The organism is Methylibium sp. T29, assembly GCF_000576205.1.
Lineage (GTDB): Bacteria > Pseudomonadota > Gammaproteobacteria > Burkholderiales > Burkholderiaceae_C > Methylibium > Methylibium petroleiphilum.
Genome location: NZ_AZND01000342.1, coordinates 1 through 2,930, shown reverse-complemented (window position 1 = coordinate 2,930; position 2,930 = coordinate 1). Strand labels below are relative to the sequence as shown.

At 71.3% G+C, this 2,930-nt stretch carries 1 protein-coding gene and 1 pseudogene; both read right to left on the bottom strand.

Translation table 11 applies throughout. The annotated features are described in order from the left end of the window. The coding region (locus x551_RS20525; RefSeq protein ID WP_253950439.1) for a TolC family protein at window positions 1–872 on the bottom strand (872 nt) is incomplete at its 3' end. A gap of 17 nt (window positions 873–889) precedes the next feature. Beyond that, window positions 890–2,874, bottom strand: a pseudogene (locus x551_RS28035) (MacB family efflux pump subunit). Window positions 2,875–2,930 lie beyond the last annotated feature (56 nt).

The following is a 2,930-nucleotide window of genomic DNA, read 5'->3' as shown; positions in this document are numbered from 1 at the left end:
GCCAGGTCGGGGCGGCGCACCAGCAGCTCCGACGGCAGACCGGCGCCCGCCTCGGGCACCGCGAAGCGCTCGAAGCTGCGCGTCTCCACCTGCAGCGCCTGCGGCGGGCGGCCGAGCAGGATGGCCAGCGCGGTGACGGTCTGGCGCTCCTGCACCTCCAGTGGCTCCAGCGTGGCCCGCTGTGACAGCACTGTGATGCGTTGGCGGCTCACGTCCAGCGCCGAGGCCGCGCCGTTGCGGTAGCGGGATTCGACGATGCCGAACACGCGCTCGGCGATGGCCAGGTTGTCGCGCGCGATCTCGATCCGCATGCGCAGCGCGAGCACCTGGAAATAGGCGTTGGCCACGCCGGTGCTGAGCGACAGCCGTGCGGTCTCGAGGTCGTAGCGGCTGGCGGCCAGCGAGGCCTCGGCGCCCTTCACGCCGGCGGCGAGCCGGCCCCACAGATCGATCTCGTAGCTGACGCCGAGCGATACGCTCGACGACTTGCTGGTGCTGGCGTCGAACCCCGGCCCCGGGTCGGCGCGCCGGGCGCCGGAATTGCCGCTGACGCTGACCGACGGGAACAGCGTCGCGCCAGCGCTGCGCACCGCGATCTCGGCCTGCTGCACGCGCTCGGCGGCGATCGCCAGCGTCGGGCTGCCGGCCTGGGCGGCGTCGATCAGCCGCGCCAGCTCGTCGGACTGGAAGCCGCGCCACCAGTCGCGCTGCAACGGCCCGCTGGCGGCGGTCGCGGCCTCGTTCCATTGCGGCGGCAGGTCCAGCGTAGGCCGCGTGGTGTCGATCGCCGTCGCGCAGCCGGCGAGGGCCAGCGCGATCAGCAGGGCGGAGGCGCGCCAGCGCGGCGCGGGTCGGGGAAGCATCGTGGACATGGGGCGGGAGAGGGTGTTCATTCGGCGGCCAGCGCGACCACCGGGTCGAGCTGCGCGGCCTTGCGCGCCGGCAGCCAGCCGAACACCAGGCCGGTGCCGAAGGCGCAGCCGAAGGCCAGCAGCACCGGCGCGAGCGAGTACTGGACGGGCGTGCCGAACGCGCCGATCGCGGCGGCGGTGGCCAGTCCGCCCACCACGCCCACCGCACCGCCGATCGCCGACACCACCATCGCCTCGATCAGGAACTGCTGCATGATGTTGCGCTCGCGCGCGCCGGTGGCCATGCGGATGCCGATCTCGCGGGTGCGCTCGGTCACCGACACCAGCATGATGTTCATCACGCCGATGCCGCCCACCAGCAGCGAGATCGCCGCGATCGAGCCGAGCAGGATGGTCAGCGTGTTCTGCGTCTGCTCGGTGGCTTCGATGATCGAGGCCATGTTGCGGATCTGGAAGTCCACCACGCCATGGCGGTCGAGCAGCAGCGACTCCACGGCCTCCTGGGTCTCGTCGATGCGCGACACGTCGTCGACCGCGACCGTCACGTTGCGCAGGAAGCGCTGGCCCGACAGCCGCAGGCTGCTGGTCGCATACGGCACGAACACGATGTCGTCCTGGTCCGAGCCCATCGGCGACGCACCGCGCGCCGTCATCACGCCGACCACCTGGTACAGCAGGTTGTTGACCAGCACGTACTCGCCCACCGGGTTCGCGCCGTCGGGGAACAGCGCCTTCGCGACGGTCTGGCCCAGCACCGCCACGGTGGCGTAGCTCGCCTCGTCCTCGGCGCTGAAGAAACTGCCCTGGGCCACCGGCCACTGCCGCGCCAGCGGGAATTTCGACGAGGTGCCGTTGATGCTGGTGCTGTAGTCGGCGCCGCTGTAGCGCAGCGTCGCGCTGCTGTTCTGTTCGGGCACGGCGGCCAGCACGTTGGCACCTGATCGATCGCAGCCACGTCGGCGACCACCAGCGTCGCGGTGCTGTTGAAGCCGCGCTGGTTGGGCGCGCCGGGGCGCACCAGCATCAGGTTCGAGCCCATCGCGCTGATGCGGTTGATGACCTCCTGCTTTGCGCCGTCGCCGATCGCCAGCATCGCGATCACCGAGCCGACGCCGATCACGATCCCCAGCAGCGTGAGCACCGAGCGGAACAGGTTGGCGCGCAGCGAGCGCAGCGCCATCTTCGCGGCCTCCACCACGTCGGCCAGGTGCGAGCCTTCGTGGGTGATGGCCGGCGGCACGTAGTCGGCCTGCTCGGGCGACGGCGGCGCCGAGCCGGGGTCGGCGACGATGCGGCCGTCCTTGATCTCGATCAGCCGGTCGGCGTGGTCGGCCACTTCCTTCGCGTGGGTGATCAGCAGCACCGTGTGGCCGCGTGCTGACAGGTCGGCCAGCAGCTTCATCACGTCGGCGCCGCTCTTGCTGTCGAGCGCGCCGGTCGGTTCGTCGGCGAGGATGATGCGGCCGCCGTTCATCAGTGCGCGCGAGATCGACACGCGCTGCTGCTGCCCGCCCGACAACTGGTTGGGCCGGTGCTCCAGCCGGTCGGCCAGGCCCAGCTCGCCGAGCAGCGCCTTCGCGCGCTCGTGCCGCTGCGCTGGCGGCAGGCCGGAGTACATGGCCGGCACTTCCACGTTCTCTGCCGCGGTTGCGGTCGCGATCAGGTGGTAGCTCTGGAACACGAAACCGAAGTCGTCACGCCGCAGCAGCGCGAGTTCGTCGCGGTCGAGCGAGGACACGTCGCGGCCGAGGAAGCGGTAGCTGCCGGTGGTGGGCTTGTCGAGGCAGCCCAGGATGTTCATCAGCGTCGACTTGCCCGAACCCGACGCGCCCATGATGGCGACGAACTCGCCCTCGTAGATCGTCAGGTCGATGCCGTGCAGCACCTGCACCGCGAGGTCGCCGTTGCGGTAGGTCTTGGTCACGCCGCGCAGCTCGATCAGCGGCGTTTCGCCGGGGCGCAGCCCGGTGGTGGCGACGGCCGGTTCGGGGTCGCGCTGCATCAGCGGCCTCGCGGCGCCTGTCCCATGCCCGGCGGCATGCCGGCCGGCCCCTGCTG